Source organism: Amycolatopsis sp. lyj-23 (assembly GCF_046549135.1).
In the GTDB taxonomy this organism is placed as follows: Bacteria; Actinomycetota; Actinomycetes; order Mycobacteriales; family Pseudonocardiaceae; genus Amycolatopsis.
The window spans coordinates 59,754-85,015 of the sequence record NZ_JAJPWN010000014.1; the positions used below are offsets into that span (position 1 = coordinate 59,754).

General features: G+C 70.0%; 29 protein-coding genes. 11 read left to right on the forward strand and 18 right to left on the reverse strand.

All coding sequences use genetic code 11. The annotated features are described in order from the left end of the window. Positions 1-20 precede the first annotated feature (20 nt). Positions 21-1,070 carry a fatty acid desaturase family protein gene (locus tag ACLJPY_RS32140; protein ID WP_410594179.1) on the reverse strand — a complete coding sequence of 350 codons (1,050 nt, stop codon included), beginning with the start codon at positions 1,068-1,070 and terminating at the stop codon, positions 21-23. 185 nt (positions 1,071-1,255) lie between these two features. On the opposite strand from ACLJPY_RS32140, the gene ACLJPY_RS32145 reads away from it, so the two are divergent. Then, positions 1,256-1,675, forward strand: a complete 420-nt coding sequence (locus ACLJPY_RS32145) for a DUF6292 family protein (protein ID WP_410594181.1) — start codon at positions 1,256-1,258, stop codon at positions 1,673-1,675. A 131-nt stretch (positions 1,676-1,806) separates the two neighbouring features. Here ACLJPY_RS32145 and ACLJPY_RS32150 read toward each other — a convergent pair whose 3' ends face one another. Beyond that, complete coding sequence (locus ACLJPY_RS32150; protein WP_410594183.1) at positions 1,807-2,058, reverse strand: hypothetical protein; 252 nt, start codon at positions 2,056-2,058, stop codon at positions 1,807-1,809. 725 nt (positions 2,059-2,783) lie between these two features. On the opposite strand from ACLJPY_RS32150, the gene ACLJPY_RS32155 reads away from it, so the two are divergent. Further along, positions 2,784-3,113, forward strand: coding sequence for a MerR family transcriptional regulator (locus ACLJPY_RS32155; RefSeq protein ID WP_410594185.1), 330 nt, complete (start codon positions 2,784-2,786; stop codon positions 3,111-3,113). A 629-nt stretch (positions 3,114-3,742) separates the two neighbouring features. Here ACLJPY_RS32155 and ACLJPY_RS32160 read toward each other — a convergent pair. Together ACLJPY_RS32160 and ACLJPY_RS32165 are read right to left on the reverse strand one after the other, a co-directional pair. Continuing rightward, positions 3,743-3,982: a hypothetical protein gene (locus ACLJPY_RS32160; protein WP_410594187.1), complete on the reverse strand. Its 240-nt coding sequence runs from the start codon at positions 3,980-3,982 to the stop codon at positions 3,743-3,745. A gap of 212 nt (positions 3,983-4,194) precedes the next feature. Beyond that, on the reverse strand, positions 4,195-5,349 hold the full coding sequence (locus tag ACLJPY_RS32165; protein WP_410594189.1) for an FAD-dependent oxidoreductase: 1,155 nt from the start codon (positions 5,347-5,349) through the stop codon (positions 4,195-4,197). Between the two features lie 140 nt (positions 5,350-5,489). On the opposite strand from ACLJPY_RS32165, the gene ACLJPY_RS32170 reads away from it, so the two are divergent. After that, the gene (locus ACLJPY_RS32170) at positions 5,490-5,975 is read left to right on the forward strand and encodes a MarR family winged helix-turn-helix transcriptional regulator (RefSeq protein WP_410594191.1); all 486 of its coding nucleotides are present in this window, start codon (positions 5,490-5,492) and stop codon (positions 5,973-5,975) included. Positions 5,976-6,501: 526 nt separating this feature from the next. Beyond that, positions 6,502-7,077 carry a TetR/AcrR family transcriptional regulator gene (locus ACLJPY_RS32175; RefSeq protein ID WP_410594193.1) on the forward strand — a complete coding sequence of 192 codons (576 nt, stop codon included), beginning with the start codon at positions 6,502-6,504 and terminating at the stop codon, positions 7,075-7,077. A 13-nt stretch (positions 7,078-7,090) separates the two neighbouring features. On the opposite strand, the gene ACLJPY_RS32180 is transcribed toward ACLJPY_RS32175, so the two are convergent. Together ACLJPY_RS32180 and ACLJPY_RS32185 are read right to left on the reverse strand one after the other, a co-directional pair. Next, on the reverse strand, positions 7,091-8,185 hold the full coding sequence (locus ACLJPY_RS32180) for an alpha/beta hydrolase (RefSeq protein ID WP_410594195.1): 1,095 nt from the start codon (positions 8,183-8,185) through the stop codon (positions 7,091-7,093). A 596-nt stretch (positions 8,186-8,781) separates the two neighbouring features. Further along, entirely contained in the window at positions 8,782-9,330 is a 549-nt protein-coding gene (locus tag ACLJPY_RS32185) for a TetR/AcrR family transcriptional regulator (RefSeq protein WP_410594197.1), read from the reverse strand. 64 nt (positions 9,331-9,394) lie between these two features. Here ACLJPY_RS32185 and ACLJPY_RS32190 point away from each other — a divergent pair, with 64 nt between their 5' ends. Together ACLJPY_RS32190 and ACLJPY_RS32195 are read left to right on the forward strand one after the other, a co-directional pair. Next, positions 9,395-10,336, forward strand: a complete 942-nt coding sequence (locus ACLJPY_RS32190) for an SDR family NAD(P)-dependent oxidoreductase (RefSeq protein WP_410594199.1) — start codon at positions 9,395-9,397, stop codon at positions 10,334-10,336. Between the two features lie 133 nt (positions 10,337-10,469). Continuing rightward, positions 10,470-11,333, forward strand: a complete 864-nt coding sequence (locus ACLJPY_RS32195; RefSeq protein ID WP_410594201.1) for a phosphatase PAP2 family protein — start codon at positions 10,470-10,472, stop codon at positions 11,331-11,333. 103 nt (positions 11,334-11,436) lie between these two features. Here the strand turns inward: ACLJPY_RS32195 and ACLJPY_RS32200 are convergent, their stop codons facing one another. The 6 genes from ACLJPY_RS32200 to ACLJPY_RS32225 all read right to left on the reverse strand — a co-directional run bounded on the left by ACLJPY_RS32200 (position 11,437) and on the right by ACLJPY_RS32225 (position 16,845). Next, on the reverse strand, positions 11,437-12,729 hold the full coding sequence (locus tag ACLJPY_RS32200) for a DUF2254 domain-containing protein (protein WP_410594203.1): 1,293 nt from the start codon (positions 12,727-12,729) through the stop codon (positions 11,437-11,439). Positions 12,730-12,755: 26 nt separating this feature from the next. Then, the gene (locus ACLJPY_RS32205) at positions 12,756-13,928 is read right to left on the reverse strand and encodes a zinc-dependent alcohol dehydrogenase (protein WP_410594205.1); all 1,173 of its coding nucleotides are present in this window, start codon (positions 13,926-13,928) and stop codon (positions 12,756-12,758) included. Beyond that, positions 13,925-14,401 carry a hypothetical protein gene (locus ACLJPY_RS32210; RefSeq protein WP_410594207.1) on the reverse strand — a complete coding sequence of 159 codons (477 nt, stop codon included), beginning with the start codon at positions 14,399-14,401 and terminating at the stop codon, positions 13,925-13,927. The genes ACLJPY_RS32205 and ACLJPY_RS32210 overlap by 4 nt, the downstream gene beginning before the upstream one ends. 227 nt (positions 14,402-14,628) lie before the next feature. Continuing rightward, positions 14,629-15,651 (reverse strand): alpha/beta hydrolase, encoded by a 1,023-nt coding sequence (locus tag ACLJPY_RS32215; protein ID WP_410594209.1) that lies wholly within the window; start codon positions 15,649-15,651, stop codon positions 14,629-14,631. 14 nt (positions 15,652-15,665) lie between these two features. Continuing rightward, a complete protein-coding gene (locus ACLJPY_RS32220) occupies positions 15,666-16,454 on the reverse strand; it encodes an SDR family oxidoreductase (protein ID WP_410594211.1) in 789 nt (262 codons plus the stop codon). A 28-nt stretch (positions 16,455-16,482) separates the two neighbouring features. Next, positions 16,483-16,845 carry a nuclear transport factor 2 family protein gene (locus ACLJPY_RS32225; protein ID WP_410594213.1) on the reverse strand — a complete coding sequence of 121 codons (363 nt, stop codon included), beginning with the start codon at positions 16,843-16,845 and terminating at the stop codon, positions 16,483-16,485. 78 nt (positions 16,846-16,923) lie between these two features. On the opposite strand from ACLJPY_RS32225, the gene ACLJPY_RS32230 reads away from it, so the two are divergent. Beyond that, positions 16,924-17,718, forward strand: coding sequence for a MerR family transcriptional regulator (locus tag ACLJPY_RS32230; RefSeq protein ID WP_410594215.1), 795 nt, complete (start codon positions 16,924-16,926; stop codon positions 17,716-17,718). Positions 17,719-17,752: 34 nt separating this feature from the next. Here the strand turns inward: ACLJPY_RS32230 and ACLJPY_RS32235 are convergent, their stop codons facing one another. Both ACLJPY_RS32235 and ACLJPY_RS32240 read right to left on the reverse strand, forming a co-directional pair. Continuing rightward, on the reverse strand, positions 17,753-18,133 hold the full coding sequence (locus ACLJPY_RS32235) for a DUF1304 family protein (RefSeq protein WP_410594217.1): 381 nt from the start codon (positions 18,131-18,133) through the stop codon (positions 17,753-17,755). Then, positions 18,130-18,615, reverse strand: a complete 486-nt coding sequence (locus tag ACLJPY_RS32240) for an SRPBCC family protein (protein ID WP_410594219.1) — start codon at positions 18,613-18,615, stop codon at positions 18,130-18,132. Before ACLJPY_RS32240 ends, ACLJPY_RS32235 begins: the two co-directional genes overlap by 4 nt. A 75-nt stretch (positions 18,616-18,690) precedes the next feature. Here ACLJPY_RS32240 and ACLJPY_RS32245 point away from each other — a divergent pair, with 75 nt between their 5' ends. Further along, positions 18,691-19,377: a TetR family transcriptional regulator gene (locus tag ACLJPY_RS32245; protein WP_410594221.1), complete on the forward strand. Its 687-nt coding sequence runs from the start codon at positions 18,691-18,693 to the stop codon at positions 19,375-19,377. A 178-nt stretch (positions 19,378-19,555) separates the two neighbouring features. Here the strand turns inward: ACLJPY_RS32245 and ACLJPY_RS32250 are convergent, their stop codons facing one another. Both ACLJPY_RS32250 and ACLJPY_RS32255 read right to left on the reverse strand, forming a co-directional pair. Next, complete coding sequence (locus ACLJPY_RS32250) at positions 19,556-20,605, reverse strand: EcsC family protein (RefSeq protein ID WP_410594223.1); 1,050 nt, start codon at positions 20,603-20,605, stop codon at positions 19,556-19,558. Between the two features lie 112 nt (positions 20,606-20,717). After that, positions 20,718-21,764 (reverse strand): alpha/beta fold hydrolase, encoded by a 1,047-nt coding sequence (locus ACLJPY_RS32255; RefSeq protein ID WP_410594225.1) that lies wholly within the window; start codon positions 21,762-21,764, stop codon positions 20,718-20,720. 111 nt (positions 21,765-21,875) lie between these two features. On the opposite strand from ACLJPY_RS32255, the gene ACLJPY_RS32260 reads away from it, so the two are divergent. Further along, positions 21,876-22,769: a LysR family transcriptional regulator gene (locus tag ACLJPY_RS32260; RefSeq protein WP_410594227.1), complete on the forward strand. Its 894-nt coding sequence runs from the start codon at positions 21,876-21,878 to the stop codon at positions 22,767-22,769. A gap of 88 nt (positions 22,770-22,857) precedes the next feature. Here ACLJPY_RS32260 and ACLJPY_RS32265 read toward each other — a convergent pair whose 3' ends face one another. Further along, on the reverse strand, positions 22,858-23,580 hold the full coding sequence (locus ACLJPY_RS32265; RefSeq protein ID WP_410594229.1) for a hypothetical protein: 723 nt from the start codon (positions 23,578-23,580) through the stop codon (positions 22,858-22,860). Between the two features lie 148 nt (positions 23,581-23,728). On the opposite strand from ACLJPY_RS32265, the gene ACLJPY_RS32270 reads away from it, so the two are divergent. Together ACLJPY_RS32270 and ACLJPY_RS32275 are read left to right on the forward strand one after the other, a co-directional pair. Next, positions 23,729-24,307, forward strand: coding sequence for a TetR/AcrR family transcriptional regulator (locus ACLJPY_RS32270; RefSeq protein ID WP_410594231.1), 579 nt, complete (start codon positions 23,729-23,731; stop codon positions 24,305-24,307). A gap of 374 nt (positions 24,308-24,681) precedes the next feature. Beyond that, positions 24,682-24,897: a hypothetical protein gene (locus ACLJPY_RS32275; RefSeq protein WP_410594233.1), complete on the forward strand. Its 216-nt coding sequence runs from the start codon at positions 24,682-24,684 to the stop codon at positions 24,895-24,897. 182 nt (positions 24,898-25,079) lie between these two features. On the opposite strand, the gene ACLJPY_RS32280 is transcribed toward ACLJPY_RS32275, so the two are convergent. Continuing rightward, positions 25,080-25,244: a hypothetical protein gene (locus tag ACLJPY_RS32280; RefSeq protein ID WP_410594235.1), complete on the reverse strand. Its 165-nt coding sequence runs from the start codon at positions 25,242-25,244 to the stop codon at positions 25,080-25,082. Between the last annotated feature and the right edge of the window lie 18 nt (positions 25,245-25,262).

Genomic DNA, 25,262 nt, shown 5'->3' on the forward strand with positions numbered 1-25,262 from the left:
CCGGCGGTCGCGAACCATCCTCAGCCGGCAGGTGCGTGCTTCTCACGGAGAGGTGCACTGACGTCGTGCAGGTGCCGAAGGACGTAGGAGTAGGTCTTCAGCAGCCCGCATTGGGCGTAGTCGATCCCCCGGTCGGCGCAGAACTGCCGCACCAAAGGCTGCGCACGACGCAGGTTGGCGCGCGGCATGCTGGGAAACAAGTGGTGCTCGATCTGGTAGTTGAGCCCGCCGAGCGTGAAGTCGACCCACGGGCCGCCGCGGATGTTGCGACTGGTCAGCACCTGCTTGCGCAGGAAGTCGAGCTTCTTCCGGTCGGTGAAGGTCGGCATGCCCTTGTGCCCCGGCGCGAACGAACATCCCATGTAGACACCCCACAGTCCCTGGTGCACGGCAATGAACGCGACCGCCACCGGCAGGGACAGCACCGTGAACACCGCGCCGAGGTAGATCCCGAAGTGCGCGGCCAGCAACACCGCTTCCAGCCACCGGGCCTTGATGTCGCCGCGCCACACCGCACGGATGCCGGCCCCGTGCAGGCTCAGCCCTTCCAGCAACAGCAACGGGAAGAACAACGCCGCCTGATGCTTCGACGTCCAACGGACGAATCCGCGCTTCCCGGCCGACTGCCGTCGGGTGAAGGCCAGCAGCGGGATGTCGATGTCGGGGTCATCGCCCTCGTGGTTGGGATTGGCGTGGTGCCGGCTGTGCTTGCCCATCCACCAGCCGTAGCTCATGCCGACAACGGCGCCGAACGCATAGCCCGCCCGGTCGTTCGCCCGCCCGGTGCGGAAGATCTGGTTGTGCCCGGCATCGTGACCGAGAAACGCGATCTGCGCGAACAGCACCGCGAAGAACACCGCCGTGATCAGCTGCCACCACGAGTCACCCAGCACCGCGAACGCCACGCACCCGGCGGCCAGCGCGAGCAGCGTGAGACTGATTTTCACCGCGTAGTAGCGATAACGGCGGTCAAGCAAGCCATCACTCCGCACGAGACGCATCAGATCGCCGAAGTCGTTACGCGACGTCGTGTGGGTGTCCTCGTCGACGTTCGCCGGAGACGTAACCATCAAGCCCCTTCCCATCCTGTGCCGCCGGGAGTCGGGGCGACCACGCATCCCTGCCCGCCTCGGATTCCCGTGATCGCTTGCGCTAAACGGAACCGAGCCGGGTGGACACCGATGGCGCTTCGAACGCGCCTCGCCGGTCGGCCGCCGTCCGGCACCCCGATCGGCAGCCCTCTAGCGTGACGAGCATGGAGCACTCCGAACCCGACACCCGAACCCTCGAACGCAGCCTCGGCGGGTACGTGCGCGCGGTCGCGGCCGCGGTCGGCGTCCCGGTCGAGAGCACCACGGTGGAGATCAGCGACACGGCCACCGCCTACCTCGGGCTGCCTCGGCGATGGCTCGACCGGCCCGACCACGACGTCATGCTCGTGTGGAGCGAACGGCGGGGATGGTCGCTCGCGGTGGAAACCGATCCTGCCGAGAACCCGATCGTCATCGCCCGCCATGGCGGTGCCGACCTCGTGCCCAGCCCGGGAGCGGTCGCGCGGTTCGTCGCCGAGGCGGCCGCCGGACACCACACCGGCGAGGAGGGACCCGTCCCCGCGACCGTGGCGACCCGCAAGTCATTGGCCGAGCGGTTGAGGCCCTACCTGCGCTCCCGATGAGGGAAACACCGGGGGGTGACGGTCGCAGCAAGCATCCCTGCGGCGAGCCACTCACCACCCGCGCGGAGCGGGCGGTGCCACGCCGAACCGACCGGCGGCCGAGCCCCGGGGAGCGCATCCAGGGCCTGCGCTCAGGCGCCGAGGCGGCTGTAGATCCGGCTGGCCATGCTGGCGGCGAGCTGGTGCAGCTTGTCCGTCGGGTCGAGCTGGGCGTACTGCCCGAGCAGCTCGGCCACGGCGTAGGCCTCGGTGCCCGACAACAGGGCGATGCACCGTTCCCGGCGACCTCGATCGATCAGCCGGGTGAGGGCGTCGGCGTAGTCCTCGCGGTTGCGCACCGCGGCGAGCTCGACCGGCTCTTGCCCGGCGACCTGGTCACTCATCGCACTGTCCTCTCACCTGCGGTTCCGTGGAAGTGAGGTACCCCGATCGGGTCGTGGCGTAAAATCTATGTCGACCGGGTTAGACATTCGACGCCGGGTGTGTGTAGAGTCCTCCTCGTACCGAGAAAGACAACGTCAAGCAGGCGCGGGAGAGGACGTAACTACCCGCGAAGTGAGACAAGCGGTCAGGCAGCACGGGGCCAATCAGTGAACAGGTCTCGGCTGGTGGCCGGAGCAGTACGCAGCAACAAGAAGCAATGCAGTAGCAGTAATCAGTTAGTTGGCAGTATCAGCAGTACCCGTAGGTGGATAGATCGCAGTATGCAGTACCAGCCAGGTGGCCGGAGCCGATCAAGGTAAGGGGTTCCGGGCAGTGGCTCGCGGTATCAGACGTGCTGGGGCCGATCAGTGGAAGGGTTCCAGCCGGTGGTGACCGCGGAAGCAGTATGCAGCACCAAAAAGGAAACACAGGAGAGAAGGGAAAGGGCACATCATTGGATCGCCCGCAGCGGCTGGGCAGTAGTGCCGCGCGGGTACCGTAGTCCCATCGGATTGGCAGGTGGTTCTCGGTTACGAGTAAGCGATCCTCGCCTCGTCCGCCTCTTGGCCAGGCGACGCGAGTACAGGAAGCCGGCGGTCGCGTCGGTTGACAATGGTGAAACCCAAACCCTGGGACCCCGGGTGCCGTGCATGGCACCCGGGGTCCCTTGTGATGTGGAGGTGGAATGATCCCTGACCAACACGACCCGGCCACGCCCGCGGCCGACAAGTTCGACGACGAGCACTACCCCGGCTACACCATGGGCCGGGCCGCGGAAATGCTGGGCACCACGCAGAACTTCCTGCGCAGCCTCGACGAAGCCGGCCTGATCACCCCCCAGCGCTCCGCCGGCGGCCACCGCCGCTACTCCCGCCACCAGCTGCGCATCGCCGCCCGAGTACGGCACCTCGTCGACGAAGGCACCGCCATCGACGCCGCCTGCCGCATCATCTCCCTCGAAGACCAGCTCCACGAAGCCCAACGACGCAACACGAGTCTCCACCCCGCCGAGTGACCCGCGAGGTGTACCGCCGGCGCCCGCAGGTGGTACACCTCGATCCGATCGCCGAGGCCGGCTCTGCAGGTCCGGCTGGGCGGCTGTTGACTTCAATTCGGTTCCGCCGAGCGGTCCGGCGAACCGAAGACGGCCACAGCGGCACAGCCAGCAGAGCACTGGGGGACGCCCGCGGCGACCGGAGCGTGCGTCTCGGCACGTCACGTTCGAGCTCGACGCGGGGCCGAACACGCAACTGACGTCTGCGTCACTGCAGGGTTCCGGCTACACGGCACCGCTCGATTCGATACTGCTCGGCCGGCTCCGGACCCGAAGTCGCGCGCCGATCGCACGGCTGTTCGCGACGAACGCGGCCATTCCTCTCACTAATTTCACTGGGGCACAGCTGGGGCAACCCCCTCCCCGAACCGCCCTGAAGTGCACGCGGCTGCCCCAAACTGCCCCAGTCGACCTGCGGATTCACGAAAGCCGCAGGTCAGGAGGCCCTCTGGCAGTGAGGGGGTCAGGGGTTCGAGTCCCCTTAGCTCCACATCGTCAGGAACTCCTTTGTTTCAGCCTTTCGGCTGATCGGAGGGGTTTCTGCATTCCGGGTCCGATCTTCGGTGATCGGCTTACGGCGCGATCTTGTGCTACTGCTGGGGCAGAACTGGAGCACCACCGAGCCGGCGGGCCTGGACGATCTCCGGTGCGCCTCCGGCGATCAGCCAGGTCGTGTGGCTGTGCCGCAGTCCGTGGAAGGTCAGCCCGGGCCGGACCGCCGCGCAGCCCGCCTTCGTCCCGGACGCCTCGCTGCCGTCGACCGCGAGGCGGAAGACCCGTCGTAGGAACGTCGAGCGCCATAACCACGTCCCGCCCGGCGCGGTGAACACGAACTCATACCGGTGCCGGGCGAGTTGGCGGATCCTGCGCCAGATCCAGCCCCAACACCGCCGACAAGCTCGTCGCCGCGGTTCAGACCCTCATGGTCGCCGACGCGCGATCAGGTTGGCCAGGGCTGAGGGCTGCATCGGGCAACGTCGGGCAGTGATCAGGCTCGCGGTGTCGGCTGCCGATCCGTTTCGTGGCTGCGCCGGGCGGTGAGTCAGCGGTGGTGGCGGCGACCGTATGTCGCCGCGCGGTCCATCATGTTCCGGAGGTTTTCGGGTGCGTTGTAGCCGAAGGTCTGCTCGAACGACTGGTACCCCTCCCTCGATGAGGCAGCGCTACGCGGCAGCATCTCGGCGGCGAAACCCGCGAAAGCAGACTCGATGTCGTCAGGTGACGCAGCGATTGCCTTTCCGAGTTGGGCGCCGTCGTAGAGGGCCCAGTTCGCTCCGTCCCCATCCGGCGGTGTCAGGTGGGCGGCGTCACCGATGAGCATGGCCCCCGGCACCCGGTCCCACGTGTGCCCGAGTGGCAGTCCCCAGATCGGCCGGACGACCGGCGTGGTCTCGCCGCTCGTGATCAGTTCCAGGAGTTCGGGAGCCCACCCGTCGCCCAGTTCTGCAGCGAGGTCGGTCAGCGCCTGCTCACGGCCCGGGAAATCGGTCGAGCGCGCCCAGTCGAGCGGCTTCTTCATGACGACGTACGTGTGAATCACGTCGTTGGCTTCGCGGTGGCCGAAGATCCCTCGCCCGGGTTGCATCGCCAGCATCGCGCCTCGGCCGACCAACGCAGCGCTCCGCTGGTGGCGCCGGTCGACGTCGTGCAGGAAGGTCTCCACCCACACGGTGCCCAGGTATTCCGGCGAGGCCCCGGAGAGGAACGCCCGTACGCGCGACCAAGCGCCGTCCGCGCCGACCAGGACGTCGGTGCCGACCGTCGACCCGTCGGCGAACGTGACCGTGAACGGCACGCCACCGTCGGGAGTGCCGATCGAGGCGACCTTGCGGCCCCAGTGGATCGTGCCGTCCGGCAGTGACTCGATGAGGATGCGACGCAGGTCCCCGCGCAGGACTTCGGGGTTGCTCAGCTTCCCGTCATCGGGCACCTCGCCCACCACTTTCCCATCCGGGCTCAGGAACCTCATGGATTCCGCGCCGAAGTTGATGATCGAGCGGAACTCGTCGAGGAGCCGGCATTCGTCGAGGGCGACCTGGCCGTTGAAGTCGTGGATGTCGAGTTGGCCTCCCTGCGTACGGGACATCGCAGAGGCTTCGGCCTCGTAAATGGTCGAGGGGATGCCGTGGATGTGCAGGACCCGGGCGAGGGTCAATCCGGCCAGCCCGGCTCCGATGATCGTGATCGAGCGGTCCATGTGTTGCTCCCACCTTGTCGTGAACGTCTTGACGCGCACGGCTGACGTCGCACAGCAACCTGCTGTCCCAAAGTTATTTTGCTACAAAACTATTTTGTGTCAAGTGGTAGTCTGTGTCACACAACGGAGGGAGCCGGAGGATGACCGAGGCCGTGCCGGCCGACGCGTGCGCGCGCGTGTTGCGGAGCTTCACCGCGTTCAGCGCTACGCAGAACGAACTGTCGCGTTTCTTCGCCAGGAGCATGAGCATGCACACGACCGACGCCGCCGCGGTCGTGCAGATCATCGAAGCCGAGGAGCTCGGCCGGCCGCTGACACCCGCACGCCTCGCGGAACGCGTGGGCCTCTCTCCCGGGGCCACCTCGATCCTGCTCGGACGCCTCGAAGAAGCCGGGTACGTGGAGCGCACCAGGGAAGGCAGCGACCGGCGGATCGTGACCTTGCGCTCGACCGCTGCGATCAACGCCGCCGCCGACGAGTTCTTCGATCCGTTGCAGCAGCAGCTCGAGGAACTGCTCGGCGAGTTCACGGCAACGCAACTGGACACCATCGCCCGCGCTGCCGACAGACTGCGAGCCGCAGTGGAGTCCTACCTCGGCCATTCCACACCACCCGCACGGGACTGACCCACACCCCGTCCCTGGGCAGTTGCCGGTCTGACTTAGCTCGTCAGTACGGGTTCAGTCTGCACGGCACCGCTCGTTGACGCGGCTCGACTGGCTCCAAGCCCGGGCCGCGTGGCGAGACACGTTTGTTCGATTCGAACTCGGGCGGTTCTCTCACCGATTTCGCTGGGGCACAGCTGGGGGTTCATCTCCAGTGATCGGCTTGCGGCGTGATGTTGTGCTGCTGGTGGGGCCGCCATGTGCCAGCGGCGCTTGAGATCGTCGAGCAGCTGCTGCTCGACCTCGGGGGCGACGTAGGAGGTTTCGACCGCGGAGATTACGCGCACTCAAGCCGCTGGTCGCGCCGCTTACGGCCAGACGTCCCGGGTTACCGGCAAGCCGCAGCACCGTCGTGTCTGCTGGCGAGAACGGGTAACGGACCCCTGGCTCCCGGCACGCGACCGCGCGGGGTCCGGGTCGAGACCGCCTGTGGCGCCGCGTCCCTTTACAGTGGGGTTTCAGCGTGACCGATTTGGCCAGGTGGGGGATGCCGCGTAACCGACGCCCGCAGGACCGGGAAGAGAAGCGTGGTGAAATCGTCGCCGCGGCTACCCGGTTGTTCGTGGAGGAAGGCTACGACCCCACGACGGTGGCGCGGATCGGGCGCGAGGCGGGGGTGACCTCCAACACCGTCTACTGGTACTTCAAGGACAAGGACGAGGTACTGGTCGCTGTGCTGGAGGCGCTGTTCGCGCAGTTCCTGGCGGGCGTGGCGGAACGCTCGGCCGAACCGCCGGTCGAGCAGTTGCTGTGGGCGGTCACCGAGTTGCGGCGGGTCGATCGGCTGATCACGACGGTGCACGCCAGGGTCGCGGCGTCGGAGTCACTGCGGGTGTGGCACGACGGCTTCCACGCGCAGGTGGAGGCGATCCTGCGGTGGCACCTGGCCGCGTTGGGCGTGCCGGAGAGCGAGCAGGACGCGATGACCCGGATCGGGGTGTTCGTCGTCGAAGGGATGCTGACCCACGCCGGCGATGCCGTAGGCGATCGCGCCGTCGTCGAGACGCTGGTGCGCAGTGCCCGCGGCATCGCCGCCGTGCCGAGCTCCCCCGACGCCAGGTGATGCGGCAGGCCGGCTACCGGCCGAACCGCGCCGCGAGGAACCGGATCTGGTCTGCGACGGCACGCTCGAACAGGTCACCGACGTAGATGTCGAAGTGGTCACCGCCGTAGTGGTCGACCTGGACGTGGTCGTGCCCGGCCGCGAGGCGGGCCGTGGTGCTCGCGGGGGCGGCGCGGTCGTCGTCGCACACGCACAACAGGGTCGCCGCGGCGATCTTGCGCAGGTCCTTGCCCGGCCGGTACAGCGGCAATCGCAACGCGAGCCGGGCCGCGATCGCGTTGGCGCTGTCGCCGCCACCGTCCGGGCCACTCATGACACCCCAGATCGTGTCGCGGCCGACAGCGGTGTCGCCGGGGCGGAACGGCTGCCCGCCCGTCTCGACGGTCGCGGACAACCCCTTGCCCACGGCCGGGATCCGGGCCAGGACCCCGGCGGTGCGAGGCGAGAGCCGAGACCCGGCCGGGATCAGCTTGGACGCCGCGGCGATCGCGGTCGGCGACACCAGGAAGGCGGGCATCCACCACACCCCGACCACCGGAGCCAGCACCGGCTTCGCCCCGAACACCGACCCGACGACATCGAGCAGCGCGGCGATGACGAGCCCCACCATGCTCAACGGGCTGGACCGGAACCGGGAGAGCAACGACGCCGGACCGTCGGTGAACGGGCACTGGGCCACCACCGCGGCCAGAGCGTGGTCCTCGCCGGCGATCCGCAGCACGTGCCCGCCGCCGAACGAGGTCCCCCACACCGCGATCCGGTCCGGGTCGACCTCCGGCAGGGACCGGCCGTAGGCCAGCGCCGCCCGCCAGTCGTCGAGCTGGTCACCGATGTCGAGCAGCTGCCGAGGAGATCCCTCACTGGCCCCCAGGTACCGGTAGTCGAACACCAGCACCACCCACCCCTGCGCGGCGAACCGCTCCGCGAACGCGTCCAACCGCCACTCGCGGACCGCACCCAGGCCGTGCGCCATGACCACCAGCGGCCGAGGGCCGCCCTTCGCTGCCGGCACGTACAGCCACGCCGCGCACCGCATGCCCCCGGACTCGAACCACACGTCCCGCCGCACCGACGCGGTGTGGCTGTCCTTCTCCGCCGAAGTTTCCATCGCCTGCCTCAGTCAGCTCACTCGTGCCGCTCTTGACTTGCAATCAAGATCCGGTGGACGCGAAGGCTAGAAGCTTCTTGATTGGAAGTCAAGAAATGAGGTCTGATGCTTTGGTCGGGCAGCACCGACCGGCAAGCCGGCCACACCTCGGCGGACGTCGGCCGAGTGCACGGGGGGGTCGATTCGGCAAAGCCCAGGGGCCACCGATCTTCCGAGCGGGCCGCGGTTCGGGTGATACTCCGCTAAAGCGACGCGCCCGCACGGTCCAACAGCTCGACGGTCGCCTCCTACAGGCGCTGCTCGCGAGGCCGGTCGTGGGCGATCGGCGGCACCTCCACCGGCTTGGTCTTGACCACGAACGCGCCGTCGCGCAGGTGTGCCCAATTGTCTTCGAGGGCCATCGCGGCCAGCAGCGCTGAGCGCCGCGGCTGTCGCTCTCGACGATCTGCGCATCACCGTCTACACCGCCGAGCCCGGCACCGAAGACGCCGGCCGCCTGGCTCTCGCCGCCGTCTGCGGCACTCAGTCGCTCCAGCCCTGAGCGCCGATGCCCGGAAGCGTTGGATGACACTCCAGCTGAACATGCCCAGGCACATTCAGGGGACGAGCAGGCCGATGGCGGTGGCCATGCGGCCGAGGTACTCCTCCCGGGTCTCCACCTGGTGCTTCAACCCGACCGACGCGCTGATCAAAGTCTGCGCCACACCGGTTGCCGCCTTCCCGCCCACCGCGGCGACGACGAGTTCTTCGAACCGCTTCGGGGCCGTGCGGGTGATCGGCCCCAGCAGGTCCGGGTTCTGCTCGATGACCTCCGGGACGTCACGGCTCATCGGCCCGACGTAGCGGCCGGCCCACCGGTCGAACGCCCCGGCCAGCCGCTCCCGCAACGGCTTTCCGGCGTCGGCGAGGATTTCGCCGGCCGCGGCCAGGTCCTGCTCGATCGCCCGGGTGACCGCCGCCCGGAACAGGTCCTGTTTGGACGCGAACAGGAAGTACAGCCCCGGCCGCGAAATCCGAGCCGCGCGCGCGACCTCCTCCATCGAGGTCTTTCGGTACCCGTGCCGGGCGAACGTCAGCAGCGCCGACTCGAGCACCGCCTCCCGGCGACCGGCCTCGGCAGCGTCCGGAACTTCGGAAACGGTCATGCCAGCAACTCTACGGACTCCAACCGAACTATACAACTTTCGTTCAGTCTGTATAGTCCGTCGGGTGACCACACAGCCGCTCATCACCACACCGTTCACCGCCGCCAGCACCGCGGACGACGTCCTGGCCGGTGCCGACCTCACCGGCGTCCGCGCGATCGTCACCGGGGCGGCGTCCGGGATCGGTGCCGAAACCGCGCGGGCGCTGGCCGCCGCGGGAGCCGAGGTGACCCTGGCCGTCCGCAACACCGCCGCCGCGACCGCGGGCCCCCGCTCCCGGGTCGCCCGGCTCGACCTCGCCGACCCACAGTCCGTCCGCCGGTTCGCGCAGGAGTGGACCGGGCCGCTGCACCTGCTGGTGAACAACGCGGGCATCGTCACCGGCGGACCCGCCTACACCGCGGCGGGGTGGGAACTGCAGTTCGCCACGAACCACCTCGGCCACTTCGCCCTCACCACCCGCCTGCACGCGGCACTCGCCCGCGGCGCCGCCGAGCGCGGCGAGGCGCGGATCGTCGCGGTCAGCTCCACCGCGCACATGCGCGCCGGCATCGACTTCGCCGACCTGCACTTCACCCGCCGTGCCTACGACCCCCAACTCGCCTACGCGCAATCGAAAACGGCGAACTCACTGTTCGCGGTGGAAGCCACCCGCCGCTGGGCGGCCGACGGGATCTACGCCAACGCCGTCAACCCCGGCGGCGTCGCGACCGGACTGCAGCGGAACTTCACCACGGCCCAGAAGGAATCCCTCGCCGCGGCCGAAGCCGCCGGCATCTTCACCTACAAGACGGTCGAACAGGGAGCGGCCACCAGCGTCGTCGCCGCAGTCGCCCCGCAGTTCGCCCACACCGGCGGCCACTACCTCGACGACGCCCAAGAGGCCTACACGGTGCCCGACGACGCCGAACTCGCCGACCATCCCCACGGAGTCAAGCACTGGGCCCTCGACCCAGCCACCGCCGAACGCCTCTGGACGGTGTCGGCGGACCTCACCGGAGACTGACCGCCGAGACCTGCCGCTGATCACGCGAACGTCCGTGCTTCACACGAAAGTGCACTGTGGACGATCCGTTCGCGGCCCGCATCGCAACTACGCTGTCCGGAGCACTGCTCGCCCGGAAAGAGAGGTTGCCCGCTTGGTTCCCGCCCGTCGCTGGCTGATCGTCGCCTCGGTGTGCGCGGTGGTCGTGGTCGTCGTCTACTTCCTGGCGGTGCGCACGGTGCCGGGCCAGGAGCTGGAGAACGCCGCCCTCCGCGGCGCCGACCAGGCCGCCGACCCCGACCGCGCCGCCGCCGACGCGGGCCTGGGCCGGATCACGGTCTACTCCCTGGCCGCCGCGGTGGTGCTGGTCGCACTGGCCGGCTTGCTGCGCCGCCGCGTGGACCTCGCGCTGGCGGCGGTCGGGGTGATCGTGGCCGGGCAGGTCGTGACGCAGGTGCTCAAGCGGTGGCTGCTGACCCGGCCGCCGCTCGTGCCGGTGTCCGGGCACTACGCGGGCAACAGCCTGCCGAGCGGGCACACGACGATCGCGATGACCGTGCTGTTCGCCGCCCTGCTGGTGGTGCCCTACCGCTGGCGCGGCGTGACCCTGTTCTTCCTGCTCTCCTGGGCGGTGGGCATCGGGGCGTACACGGTGACGGCGAAGTGGCACCGCCTCTCCGACACGCTCGCCGCCGACGCGATCGCGCTCGGCCTGGCTTGCCTGGCGTCGTGGTGGCTCGCCCGGCGCGGAGTCGTGCGCCACCACGACGGACCGCGCCGGATCCCGCGGGTCCTGGTCGTGACCATCGCCGCGCTCAGCGGGTTCACGGCCCTGGCCCTCGGCGCCTTCCTCATCGGCGCGGCGCTGGTCAAGGGCGGCTACGCGGAAACCCTGCGCGACAACACGTGGGTCGTCTACCTGGCCGCGAACTCGCTCGCCTCCGCCGGTTCCATCGCAGCGGCGCTGGTGTTCCTGGCCACCTGGCGCCGGTGGGAGATCCCGCGCACCCGGCCCTGATCCCGACGATCGCGGTGTTCTCCTTCGCCGTGTTCTCGGTCAGCCGGGGTCAGAACGAGATTTCCGGTGGACGTCGCCGGCTCGCACCTCGTTGCCGCAGCGGTCAAGAGGGGCGCCGGCTCAGTGGACGGTGGTCTGGTTCTCCCGTTCGAGGTCGGCCCCGGAACCGATGCCCTGCTGGTCGGGAACGAGGGCCGCGCCGATCGGGTCCGTCGTCGAAGTGGTGCTCGACCCCGGCGGTCAGGAGGTCGAGCTGACGGTCGAGCGCCGGCTGCCGTTCCGGGGGCGCCACGGTTTTCAGGTCGTCGAGCGCGGCGAAGATCCGGCGCGGGACCTGCGGTGAGGCGGCGCCGGCGAGGCGAAGTTCGTCGAACGCGAGGCGGACGTACCCGTCCCACCCGAGGGTTCGTTCGATGAGGCGCACGTCGCCGTGCTCGTCTTCGTGCCGGCCGGTCGGGAAGCTGCGGGTGGCGAGCTGGCGGAGGCTGTCGTGGAGCCGGTCGATGACCATGATGGCGGTGGTGGGGTCGGTGAAGGGCTGGGCGATCCCGCGTTCGGCGATGTCGACGAGCTTGCGGAAGCCGTAGGCGGGGTCGTCGCCGTGGGTGCGTTCGGCGGCGAGCACGACCAAGCCGGCGAGCCGGGCGTGATCCAGGCGGGCCGCTTGTCCGTGGATGCGGAACAGGGGCGCGCCGGCGGGGACGAAGTCACCCATGACGGGGATCAGTTCGAGCACGCAGCCGGCGGTGCGGGCGGCGGCGACCAGTGCGGCTTGGTCGAGCTCGACCACGATGCCGGGCTCGGGGCAGACGACGACGTCGGGTGGGGCCGGTGCGGAAGCCTCGGCCGGGTAGAGCCGGTCGATCTGTTCGTGGAGGTGGTCGCCGACCAGGTCGATCAAGCCGGCGGCGCGCAGCGAACTCCCGGCGTGGTGGATGTAGAGGAACAAGGCGGCGATGCTGGCCAGCATGAGCACGTAGGCGACCAGGACCGTCAGGCCGGGCACGGTTCCGCCGCCCGTGGTGTCCACCTCGCGCAGCGCCAGGATGGCGAAGGTGAAGGTCGAGGCGAACAGCCCGTAAGCGAGCTGGCTGGCGCGGTCCTGGAGCAGGGCTCGCACGATCCGCGGCGAGAACTGGCCCATGGCGAGTTGCACGGCCACGGTGGTGACGGTCAGGACGAGCGTGGTCAGCGTGACCATGGCCGACGCGATCGTGCTGAGGATGGAAGACACCGCATCGGGTTTCCCGGTGAGGCCGGCCGGGACGAGGCGGTAGCCGGCCGCCCGGTCGATGGCCACGGTGATCAGCGACAGCACGATCGCGGCGAGCACGCAGAGAAGGGGAACGATCCAGAGCTCGCTTCGCAGGCGGCGGCGAGTGCGCAGCGACAGCATGGGCGACTCCTCTCGAGGGTGTCCGATCAGAACCGGAAGACGGGTCGCACGCAGCCGTGCTGCTTGTGTTTGAACATCTCGTAGGCCTCCGGCCCCTCGTCGAGCGTCACCGGGTGGGTGGCGAGGTGGCGGGTCGGCAGCTCGCCGCGGGCGATCCGGTCGAGCAGTCCGGGGATGTAGCGCTGCCCGTGCTGCTGGGCGCCGCGGAAGACCAGTCCCTTGTTCATCAGCGCCCCGAGCGGGAACTTGTCCACCACGCCGGCGAACACGCCAAGGCAGAAGACCGACCCGCCCTTGCGGCACGCCTGGATGGCCTCGCGCAGGGCGGTGGGCCGGTCGCTCTGCAGCCGCAGCTGCTGCTTGATCCGGTCGTAGGCGTACTCGGGGCCGGGGCTGTGGGCCTCCATCCCCACGGCCTCGATGCACACGTCGGGTCCGCGACCGCCGCTGAGCTCGCGCAGTTCGGCGCCGACGTCGGTCTGCGTGTAGTCGAGGGTTTCCACCTCCATGTGCTCGCGGGCCTGGCGCAGCCGTTCGGGAAGGCGATCGATGACGATCACCCGCTCGGCGCCGAGCAGTGCCGAGGCGCGGGCGGCGACCTGCCCGACCGCCCCGGCTCCCCACACCGCGACGACGTCACCCGGCTTGACCCCGCCGAGGTCGGCGCCCATCCACCCGGTCGGGCCGGCATCGGAGGCGAACACGGCGGCCAGGTCGTCGTCCAGGTCCTCCGGTACCGGGAAGCTGCCGTGGTCGGCGAAGGGCACCCGGATGTACTCGGCGTGGCTGCCGGCCAGGCCGCCCAGTGCGTGGGAGTAGCCGAAGCAGGCGCCCACGTCGGAGCCCCAGAGGGCCTGGGTGATGCCCGAGTTGGTGTTGGCGTTGTCGCACAGGGACCACAGGTCGTGGGTGCAGTACCAGCAGCTGCCGCAGCCGACGAACGAGCACACGACGACCCGGTCGCCGACCTTGCGGTTCCGCACGCCCGGGCCGACCTCGACGATCTCGCCGAGGAACTCGTGCCCGAGCACGTCACCGGCCTGCATGGCCGGGATGTACCCGCCGAGCAGGTGCAGGTCCGAGCCGCAGGCCGCACTGGCCCGTACCTTGACGATCGCGTCGCCGCTGTTGCGGATCTCGGGATCGGGCACCTGCTCGACCCGCAGCTTGTCGGTGCCTTCCCAGCACAGTGCCTTCACAGCCGGCCCTCTCCTTGCGCGAGGTCGGTGGCCCGGCGCACCAGCCGGCCGGCCGGGCCCGGGTGGGTGGTCGCGGGCGCGTCGGGGTGGACGATCTCGCCGACCTCGAGCAGGCATTTGGCCTCGCGCAACGCGGTGCGCACGCGCTGGCGCGGATCCTTGCCCTCCCAGCGGGCGGACACCGAGGTCGGTCCGTGACGGGTGAGCCGGGCGGCCAACTCGGTGCCCTTGTCGCCCGGCGCGGGCCGCACCTGGACCTCCACCAGGTCGCCCAGCTCCGCAAGCGGTGCGGGCAACCCCCCGTCCGAGACGACCTCATCGGGCGGTTTGAGGATCGTGACGACCAGCCACCGGTCAGCGGCCTCGTCGTCCTTCTGCCGACGACCGGACAGCGCCCGCCGCACCGCGCGGATGCCCGCCACTCCGACCCCCGCCACGGTCGCCAGTTCCGCGAACCGAACCTTCGCCGTCATCTCCGGCCTCCTGGCCGTCCTGGGCAGCAGTTCGGGCTCCAGCCGAGTCCGAACCGTCGCTGCTCATTCGTGGGGTGCCCGGTGGTCGGCTGCGCGCGGCACGCTCGACGACCGGGGATCGGCCGTCATCGCGGTTGCCGGAACGCCGCTGCCGAAGGCGGCCCTTGACCGCACTCAGATTCCCCCTGCCGTCGCGGGTACACCCGGGAGCGGCGTTTTTCCCTGCTTCAGGCTTCCGGCGCCCCCAGCTGACGGCGTAGCCATGCCATTCGAGCAGCGATGGCGTCCCGCGAGAGCACGGCATGAGGAACCACGACGTCGAACCCGTGGAACCCGCCGGGCCAGACGTGCAGCTCGACGTGGCCGCCCGCCTGCCACATGCGGCCTGCGTAGGCGACGTCCTCGTCCCGGAACGTTTCGGCCGACCCGACGTCGACGAACGCGGGCGGCAGGCCGGAGAGGTCCGCGGCGCGGGACGGCGCAGCGTACGGCGACACGTCCGGTCCTCCGCGAACGCCGTCGCCGAGGAGCGCGTTCCAGCCGGTCTCGTTCGAGGAGCTGTCCCAGATGCCGAGGCCGCGCATCTGCCGGGCAGAGGGCGAGTCGTTGCGGTCGTCGAGCATCGGCGACAGGAGCAGCTGGGCCAGGACGGCCGGGCCGTTGCGGTCGCGTGCCAGCAAGGTGACCCCCGCCGCGAGGCCGCCGCCGGCGCTCGCACCGCCGATGACGATGCGCCCGGGGTCGATGTTGAGCTCGTGGGCGTGTTCCGACACCCACACCAGGCCCGCGTAGCAGTCCTCGACGGGACCCGGGTGGGGTGTTTCGGGGGCGAGCCGGTACTCGACCGAGACCACGGCCATGCCCAGCGGTTCGGCCAGGTCCACCATCTCGGCCAGGCCGAACCGGTTGTCCCCGACGATCATGCCGCCCCCGTGGACGTGGTAGATCGCCGCGGTCGGGGTCGCCGCGTGCTTCGGGAGGCAGATCAGCAGCGAAACATCCGGCTCCCCGTCCGGCCCTGGCACCGCCCGCTCCGCCACGCTGTAGGCGCCGCCGCGCGAGAGGACCTCGTCGGTCGGGGTCTCCACCCCGGGGACGGGCTTGCGCATTTCGACGATGTTGTCCGGACGGTACGCGTCGGGTGGGCGCACGCTGGTCAGCATCTCGACGACGGGGGCGAGCTCCGGGTCGAAGGGTGGTGGCGGTCCGACCGGCCGGGCGGTCGACCGGTCCGTAACTTGCGTTGTCATGTGCGGCTCCCGGTTCAGACGGTCGGAACGGTTCCGCCGTCGATCACGTACTCGGCGCCCACGATCGCCGAGGCGCGGTCCGAGACCAGGAACCCGGCCAGGTCCGCGATCTCCTCGGTGTTCGCGAACCGTCCCAGCGGTACGCCGCCGAGGGAGTCGTAGATGGTCTGCTTGGCCGCCTCGCGGGTGAGTCCGTTGCCCTCGGCGATCCGGTCCACGAACCGTTCGTAGGCTTCGGTCTCGATCCCGCCGGGGCTGATCGCGTTGACCCGGACGCCGCGCGGCGCGAGCTCGTTGGCGAGTCCCTTGCTGTACGTGCGCAGAGCGGCCTTCGCTGCTGCGTACGCCAGGGACGCGTCGTGCTGGGGCAGCTCACGCTGGATCGAGGTGAAGTGCAGCACCACCCCGGCCCCGGCCTCGATCATCGCCGGGAGCAGAGCCCGATCGAGCCGCACCGCCCCCAGGAAGTTGAGGTTCAGCTCGGTGAGCCACTGGTCATCGGTGATGACCGCGAACCCACCGGCCGGCGTCGACGCGCCTCCGACGACGTGCACCAGGATGTCGAGCGCGCCGCCGGCCTCGGCGATTCGGGCGGCCACCGCGTTGGTGCCGTCGGCCGTCGTGATGTCGGCTTCGATGAACCGGTCGGGGTGCTCGTACCCGTCGGGCATCGTTCGCGCCGTCACGTACACGTCGGCACCCAGCTCTCGCAGCCTCTCCGCGACGGCCTTGCCCGAGCCCTTCGAACCGCCGGTGACCAGCGCCCGGCGACCGTCGAGACGATCGCGATCCGAACCAGACATTTTTTTCTCCACTGAGAATCGACGTAGGTCAGGCGGTGTGGTTGGCGATGACGAGTTCGGCGATGAGGTCGTCCCGCAAGGCGAACCGGTAGTCGAGTTCGGCGACGCCGCCCGGGAAGGTGCCCTCGAGCCGCACGGTCACCACCCAGTGGGCGTCGTCGACGCGGTGAGCGCCGAGCTGCTCGGTCGTGTACTCGAACTCGGACCCGGCGTCCCGCAGGAACGCGTGGATCGCCTCTCGGCCGCGGAAGGTCTCGTCCTGGTCCACGACCACCGCATCCTCGGTGAGGAACGACGAGGCGGTGTCGGCGTCGCGGACGACGTGAGCGGCGAAGAAGTCGCGCACGGTGGCCGGGAGGAGATCGGACGGGAGGTCGGTGTGCTGTGTCATGAGCCCATCGTGTGAGCTCGCGGCGTGGGAGGGTCAAGCCGTGGACTCTCCCCCGGGGAGAGAGTCCAGAATGGCGGGGTGCTGAGCATCGGGGAGTTTTCGCGGCTGACCCACTTGAGCGTGCGGACCCTGCGCCGGTACCACGAGGCGGCCCTGCTGGAGCCCGCCGTGGTGGACGAGACGACCGGTTACCGCTACTACGGCGTCGACCAGATCCCGGCCGCGCAGGTCATCCACCGGCTCCGCGAACTCGACGTCCCCCTGAGCGACGTGCAGCGGATCCTGCGGACCCCCGACCCCGGTGTCCGAGCGGCCCTGGTCGCGGACCACCTGCAACGCCTCGAGGACGTGCTCGACCGCACCCGGGCCGCGGTCGTGTCGCTGCGGCGCCTGCTCCGGCCCGACCCCGCGCCGATCGAGGTCGAGCTGCGTGCCGAGCCCGCCCGGACGGTCGCGGCGGTGGAGGCCGTGGTCGGGCACCGCGACGTCGAGACCTGGTTCGCCGGCGCGATGGCCGAACTGGAGGCGGCCGTCGGCGCCGCCGTGACCGGACCACCGGGCGGCTGCTACGACAACGCCCTTTTCGAGCAGGAACGCGGTCACGCGCTCGTCTACCTGCCGACCGCTGCGCCACCGCGCACCGGACGCGTGCACCCCGCCGTTCTCCCGGCCGTGGAACTGGCCGTCACCACCCACGTCGGCGAGCACGACGGCGTCGAGGTCACCTACGGCGAACTCGGGACGTGGGTGGTGGAGAACGCGATGTCGGTGGCCGGGCCGGTGCGGGAGGTCTACGTCGTCGGCCCCCGTGAGGCGAGCGATCCCGCCGCGTGGCGCACCGAGATCGGCTGGCCGGTCTTCCGCGTCACCTGAAGCGGTCCGTGCCCGTCCCCGCGCCGGGGGCGGCTCAGGCCAGCACGGCGATGATGGTGGCCAGTGCGGGTGCGCCCTGGCCGATCAGGCCCTTGATCCGCTCCCGGCGGGGGTCGAAGGCGATCAGCGCCACGCTCGCCGCGAGCATGGCCGCGCCGGCGGCCAGGACGAGGGCTTCGCCTGCCGCGATCGCGCCCGAATGCACAGCGATCAGCCCGGCGAACACCTGCAGGGCCAGGAGTGCGTTGTAGCAGCCCTGGTGGAACGCCCAGGGGCGGACGACGTCGACATCCGCCTCGCGCACCTCGAACATGGCGTGCACTTCGGGGCGCGCGAAGCGGACGCTTTCCATCGTGAAGATCCACAGGTGCACCAGCGCCGCGGCCAGCGCGAGGACCTGGGCGGGGATGTTCACCGGGACCGCGTCAGTCGCCGGGACGCGTCCGGGAGCAGCGCGCCGGTCTCGTCCAGCTCGGCCAGCAGAGCGGGCACCCCCACGGTGAGCATCTTGGTCCGGACCGCGCCGAGCAGCTTGGCCATGGCGAACCCGCCGATGCCGGTGAACCCGGTGTGGTGGTAGGTGAACCGGGTTCCTCCGGCGGTGGGCTCGAACCGGTAGCGGACGTGGCTGGGCGTCTCCCCTTCCGCGCCGACCCAGGTGTAGTGCAGCAGTTCCCGCTCGCGGACCTCCAGCACCTCGCAGTCGACGATGCCCCGCCAGCCGGGCATCGGCTTGGCGACGAACCGGAACCTGTTCCCGGCCACCGGCTCGAACCCGTCGGCGCGGGCGCCTTGCCCGGTCGAAGTCCAGTACGGGATCAGCTCCGGGTCGGTCATGGCCCGCCAGACCTTCACGGGCGGGTGCGGGTAGTCGCGGACGATGTGGATCTCGGACACGGCCGGCTCCTTAACTTTTGTGGCTATAAATTTACTGTAGCAGAACTTTTCGGGTTGCTGAAGTAGGATGGCCGCATGACGACCACGGGAACCGGCCGGCCGCCCGTCGAAGGGTTGCGGGAGCGCAAGAAGCGGGCGATGCGCCGGCAGCTGTCGGACACCGCCGCGCGGATGTTCCTCGAACGCGGCTTCGACGCCGTCCGGGTGGCCGACGTCGGCGAAGCGTGCGGAGTGTCCGAAAAGACCGTCTTCAACTACTTCCCGAGCAAGGAGGCGCTGCTCCTGGACCGGCTCGAGGCCACGGCCGACGCGTTGCGCACCCACCTGCCGGACCCGGCGCTGACCCCGGCGGACGCGATGCTGACCGTTCTCGACGGCGAACGCGACGGCCTCGCCAAGGGTCTCGCCGCCGACGCCAACGCCGACCGCGCACTGGCGCGGTACCGGAAGTTCGGCGACCTGATCCGGAGCACCCCGTCCCTGCGGGCCTACCAGAGCGACATCGCCGACCGGTTCGTCGACATCGCCGCCGAAGCACTCGCCACCCGGACGGGACAGCGCCCCGACGACCCCGAGCCGCAGATCGCCGCGGCGACGCTCCTCGGCCTGTGGCGGGTCCAGTTCCGCGCCCTCCGGACCCACGTGCGCCCCGGCCACCCCTTGCCGGACGCGATCGAGGCCGTGAGCCGGGAGGTCCGCCGCGCCGCCCGGCTGGCCGAAGCAGGGCTGGCCGCCTTCCCGGCACCCGCGGAACCACGCTGACCTGCCGGCCGCTTCGGACGCCGCTATTCCTTTGGCGCGGACCGGGCCTGCCGCGCCGCTCTACCGCCGATGTCGGTCACCGATCCGAATCAGCACGCCCCCCTCGACACGGAGACGGGTTCGTGAGCCAAGGTCGCTTGTTACGCCGGTCCGGCGGCACGGTCGGGTCGGCCGTCAGTCAGCCCGTCGAGGGTTGCTGCTCGGCAGCGGTCGCTTCCTCGACGATCTCCGCGATGTGGATCGTGTCGTCGTCCGGGGCAAGGTCGCCGTCCTTCATGGACGCGGTGACATCGACCGTCCTCAGGTCGTGCTTCTCGCGCAGGAACCGCTCGCGGTAAAGGTACTCGGCGTCTTCGGTGAGGTTGTGCAGCAACCGCGCGTTGAGTCCGGCGCCGATCACGATGCCGACCACCGGCACGGCCTGTCCGAGCTTCTGCCTCGTCAGCCGCACTGCGAAGCGCTCGTAGAACGCTTTGACAATCCTCGTGACGCCGTTCTTGTTCAGCTGGTCCCATGCCGCCTTGCGGGCGAGGTCGTTCACGAGCTTGTTCAGCTGGACGTACGCGACGGTCTTGCCGGCTTGCTGGGCCATCCCGAAGTTGAGGACTCCGAGCGCGAAGACCCTCTCCTGGGGCAACTCGGTGTCGTAGCCGTAATACGCGGCGGTGTGGGCGATCGCCCGCGTCATCGCGCCCAGTACCAGCACGGCGTCAGCCGCCATCGCCGCGGCGACCGTGCCGGCACCAGGCGCCGCGCCGGCACCCGCACCGAAGATGCCGCCGGCTGTCGTGAGCAATTCACCGCCGGAGACCGCCAGCCCGGCGCCCGCGCCCTCGACCGCGCTGAACGCCGTGTAGCGCAGCCCCAGACGGGGCTTGGCCTTGTCGATGTCGACCAACTCGAGCTGGTGGATGTCGCTCAGCTCGTCGACGGTGTGCCCACGCTTGGCATAGGCCGCGACAACCGCCTTGCGCCGCAACGTCGCCTCGCTGGTCTTGTTCACCAACCGCAGCAATCCGTCGATCGCGTTGCCGACGATCTCGGTCAGCTGTTCCGCGCCGGGCACTTGCTCGAGCCGTCCCTTGGCGAGCTGGCCACCCTTGACCACGCGAGCACGAACCCGGGGCGGCACCAGACGGCGCTCGCTGACGGCCAACCGCTCGTCACGCCAACGCTCGACGTCCTGCCACGCCGCAAGCTCGTACGGGTTCATCTGGCCGATGCCCACAGCCACCCCCTCGAAGGCGAAACCGCTCCGCCTGCCGCGGCGAACTCATCGGGCATAATAGGCGGTTTCGTCGATCGCCGAGAGGTGCTGCACCGGACCGGGGCACTCCGGCTCAGTTCGTCGTGCGGGCGACGTCCGGTGCCGGCTCGGCACCGAGGACCTCCCGCAGGACCGTGCCGGCCTGACCGGGGCTCTCCAACGGCCAGAAGTGCCCGCCGTCGACGTAACGGACCTCGACGCGAGCCGCATGGGGGATGCGTTCGGCGGCGTCGGTGAAGAACTCGCGGGGCTGGGTCCGGGAGTCCCAGCCCTGGATGATCGTCACCGGGCTGCGCCAGCGGGAAATCAGCTCGCTGCGCCGCTCGATCCACTCCTTGCGGAACGTGGAGGCCATGCTGTAGCGCGGGACCGCCCGGGTGATGCCGGGGTAGGAGAACTCCTGGATGACGCGGCGCATGTCCTCGTCGGCCACCGGCAGTTCGCCGAGCATGGTGTAGGCCCAGAGGACGAACCGTTTCGGGTCCTCCAGCAACCCGGTCCACGGAGCTTCGGCGAGCAGTTCGTCGTGCGGGGCGAGGTCGGGGTGGAAGTGGTACAGGTGCCCTTCGCCGCGCACGTAGTGGCGGACCCGCGCCGGGTGGGCGGCCGCGATGTGGTCGCCCTGCACGGTTCCCCGGTCGTGCGTGACCAGGACGAACCGGTCCGCTCCGATCGTGTCGAGCAACGTGACGAGTTGCGCGGCGGCGCCGGCTTGCCGGTAGTCGCCTCGATCCTTGCCGGATTGCCCGTAGCCCTTGAGGTCCACCGCGATGCAGCGGTACGAGTCCGACAGCGCGGCCATCTGGTGGTGCCACATGAACCACGAGTCCGGCATGCCGTGCAGGAACACCACCGGCTCGCCGGAGCCGGTCTCGACGTAGTGCCACCGCACTGTTTCCTGGTCACCCGGGGTGTCCGCGAAGTGGTGGGTGAACACCTCGCCGTCGAGCACCTCGGTGTCCCCGTCGTGGTCCGCCGGCCGGGGCTGCACGTCGGCGTAGCGCTCAAGGCGCTCGGCCAGGAGCGCGTCCGGCGGCACGAAGCCCTTGATCGCCTGCCGGGCCCGGTCGGGCAGTTCGGTGTAGCGCCAGGGGGATTCCTTGGTTTCGTCGACAGTCACGCCGGTCTCCTCGTCACAACTTGCAGGTTCACGTCCACCTTCATGCGGAGAACGACATCATGTCCAACGATCTCTGTTGATGAATGCCAGCACGATCAGTGATAATGACGCGTGGAGCTACGCCATCTCGAGTACTTCGTCGCGGTCGCCGACACCGGCGGTTTCACCCCGGCGGCCAGAACGCTGCACGTCGTGCAGTCAGGGGTGTCGGCGACGATCAAGGCCCTGGAACGCGAGCTGGGCTCGGCGCTGTTCACCCGCAGCCCGCAGGCAGTCACCCTGACGGCGGCCGGACACGCCCTGCTGCCCCGGGCGCGGGAAACCCTCGACGCGGCCCGCGCGGCCAAGGACGCCGTTCACCGGACCCAAGGCACGTTGCACGGCACGGTCATGGTCGGCACGCAGATCTCGGTCGACTTCGTCGGCATGCCCGGACTGCTGGCCGAGCTGCGCGCCCGCCACCCCGGGGTCACGGTCCGGCTCCGGACCGCGATGGAGGGATCGGCGGGCCTGGCCCAGCACCTGCGGGAAGGCCGGCTCGACGTCGCTCTGCTCTCCCTGCCCGGTCCGCCGCCGGCCGACCTCGACACGCGGCTGCTGGCCTCGGCTCCGATGGTCGTCTACGTCCCCAGCTCGCATCCGCTGGCCGGGGAGGGCCGCGCGTCACTGGCGCGGCTGGCCGAGTTCCCGTTCATCGACTCCCCACCCGGCTTCACCAACCGCACCCTCGCCGACCAGGCGTTCGCCGCGGCGGGCGTGCAGCGGGAGGTCACCCTCGAGGTGCCGGACGTGGCAACCATCACCGACTTCATCCGGGCGGGGCTGGGCATCGGGTTCCTCGGCGAGCGGCTGGTGCACGACCTGACCGGCCTGGCCACCGTGCAGGTCGCGGACCGGGAACTGCGGTGGCGGCTCGCGGTCGCCACGGCTTCGGCGCGGCGCCCGGACGCGGCCACCACGGCGTTGCTCGACCTGCTCGCCGAACGGCACCCCAGCCCGAGCTGAGGCGCCGGTCGGAACTCGACGGTCGCAGCGCAACGCCGCAATTCCCGCAGCGCAGGCCGGGCTCATTCGCCGGAAATACGGTGCCGCGTCACGCGTTGACGGCCGGTACCGGCAGCGTGGCCGAGCGCGTCGCGCGACGCAGCCGGGCAAGCGACAGCACGTGCAGCGCCGCGTCCAGCGGCACCACCGTGGTCGGGATCAGGGCGAGCGGCAGCAGGGACATGGCCGCCGTGGACGGGGAAACCGCCAGGACCGGGTGGGTGGCCAGGCCGCCGAGCAGACCCAGCGTGACCGCGACGACGAGGTCGAGGAGGCCGAACACGTTGAACCAGAAGGCACGGCGCGGGTTCCAGCGGCGGGCCAGCAGGATGGCCGCGACGCCGATCGCCATGTCGCCCAGCCCGGCGGGCAGCGCGAACGCGGCGGGCAGCGTGCCCTGGGCCATCGCGATCAGGAACAGGACACCCAGGACCCGCACCGCGTGCGGCCACGCCGGCCGCGTTGTCGTGCTCGAGGCGGCCAGGATGCGGGCCGGCGCCGGAATCCGCGCGGCCAGCAACGCGGCGACGAACGCGCCCAGCGCGGCCACCCCCAGCCAGGGCACCACCGCGTCCGGGTCGTGGTAGGCGTCGTTCGCGGCCAGCACCGCACTCGCCACGACCCACGCACCCCACACCGCGCCGGCGAGCACCGCGACGCCGGCTGATCTGCGCGGCGACAGCCCCGCGGCCGGGCCGCCGCGGTACAGCGCGACGGCGGCCACCGACGGCGTGGCCACCGACCCGACGAGCACCAGAATCCACACGACCATGACGCACCCCTCATCGAACAATCAGTCTGCTATCGAACAACTTGTTCGAGTATGGTGTTCGGAACCGGGCGGTCGTCAACGTGCGATCCGGGCCGACCGTACGGAAACGAACAGATCGCCGAAACTGTCCGGAATCCGGGAGGCTGCGATGCCCGACGACAGGCGCGTCCGGCGCACCCGGCGCGCGTTGCACGAGGCGTTGATCGAGCTGGTGCTGGAAAAGGGTTACGAAGCAGTCAGCGTCCGGGAGATCCTCGACCGCGCGGACGTGGTCCGCTCCACGTTCTACGCGCACTACCGGGACAAGGACGCGCTGCTGTTCAGCTGCTTCGAGGAGATGCTCGGCCGGCTGCGCGACGCGGTCGGCACGCTGTCCCCGACCGACACCTCGCGGCCCGCCGAACTGCTCTACGAGCACGCCTACGAACACCGCACGGTGTACCGGGCGCTGTGCGGGCGGCAGGGCGGCAACCTGGTTGCGGGCCACCTGCAACGGATGGTCGGCCGGGTGCTGACCGAGCACCTGAGCGAACCGCTGGCCGCATCCGGTTCGGAGCTGCCGGTCGACCTGGTCGTCGAGCACTACACCACCACGACGCTCGGCCTGTTGGGCTGGTGGGTCGCGCACGACTTCTGCCACGACCCGGCCTGGTTGGCCGGGACGTGGCGGAAGCTGGCGCTACCCGGCCTGCGCACCGTGCTGGAGGCACCGATCGCGGCGCGTTGACCGGTCGGCGGACGGCGTTGCGAGCAGGCTGCCGACGTCCGGCCCGTCCTTGACCGCCGCTGGTGTGGCCGATTCCTTTGCCGGGCGGCCGCGGTCTACCTCTTCGAGAATGCGGCGCGGCAGGGGCCGACGCGAGCCTCCGGGGGTCGCGGAGCACTCCGTGGCGCGACCGGAAACCACGCAATTTCTGCCCGGGAGGAACCGTGAGAAAAAAGCTGGCTGCTTCGTTGCTCGCCTTGGGTGTAGCGGGAGGTTTCCTCGCTCCTGCCGGATCGGCTTACGCCGATTCACCCCGAGTCGACGTCTATGCGAATGGCATCGACCGATGTGCGGGTGACTGGCACAGCGCGGCCAACGAGTTCCACATCGCCGACGTGTCCGAAGACGGCCACTACTGCTACGTGGTCTACGACTGGGACAGCAACCTGGGCGATGGATCGCGCATCAACCAGGGAGTCGACCAGGGCATCGGCGTGGCGTACTCCTACCCGGTGAACGTCGGCAGTCACCGGGTCGTCTACTGGCACCTCTGCCGCGAGTTGTCGGGCGGGCCGGACAACTGCACGTCCGTGCGGTCCGACGCGACCTGATCGACGGCGTACGGACACCTCGGCCGCATCCCGGGATCAACCGGTGATCCCGGGGTGACGTCCGGCCGGAACCCGCTCAGGCGTAAGGGGTGCAGACGATGTCGTGGTCGTTGGCGCCGGAGGAGCCGCAGGCCCGGGCCAGGAAGCCGTCGTCGTTCCAGATGCCGGTGTCCATGAACCCGTCACCGCCCGCGGTCCGGTAGCCGATGAACCCGGTGCAGTTCCCGCCGCCCGAGGTTGCACCGGTCCAGCCAGATCTCGGCGCCCGGCGGCCCGATCACCCGGCCCTGCACACAAGTCGCGTGCGGGGTGGCGTACAGGTGGATGCCCGCCACGTTGTCGTTCACCGTCGAGACGGCCTCCAC